Genomic DNA, 412 nt, shown 5'->3' with positions numbered 1-412 from the left:
CGCATCACCTGATTGTCCTAACACTAAACGAGCGGGGTCTCCAAAACCCTGAAACAGAAAGAACACCAATAATACTACACCTGCTAATACTAACAGCCCGTATATTATTTTTTTGGTGATGCTTTTGAACAAGAAAAATGTTTAATGTTTAAGGTTTAAAGTTTGTAGTTGATAAAAGTTGAAGGATTTTATCTTCATCAACATAACTAATCTTATCAATAATCTTATCTCCTTTCATAAACAGATAAGTAGGATTCACCCTGGCGGCGGTTTTTATTACAGTAACATCACACTTTAAAACAGTAAACGAATTGCTGAATAGTTTATCTGCATCATTATCTGCTGTTACAATAAATAAAGGAATCTGTTTTGCTTTAATTGTGTCAAAAATTGTATTGCTGAATACATTTTT

1 protein-coding gene is annotated in these 412 nt (G+C 32.0%); it reads right to left on the bottom strand.

Annotation, left to right across the window (positions count from 1 at the left end; all coding sequences use genetic code 11):
* Positions 1–148 precede the first annotated feature (148 nt).
* On the bottom strand, positions 149–412 hold a 264-nt coding region (locus tag E3E36_RS12340), incomplete at its 5' end, for a hypothetical protein (RefSeq protein ID WP_206203721.1).

Source organism: Thermococcus sp. M36 (assembly GCF_012027355.1).
In the GTDB taxonomy this organism is placed as follows: domain Archaea; phylum Methanobacteriota_B; class Thermococci; order Thermococcales; family Thermococcaceae; genus Thermococcus.
This window is presented reverse-complemented; position numbering and strand designations above follow the sequence as displayed.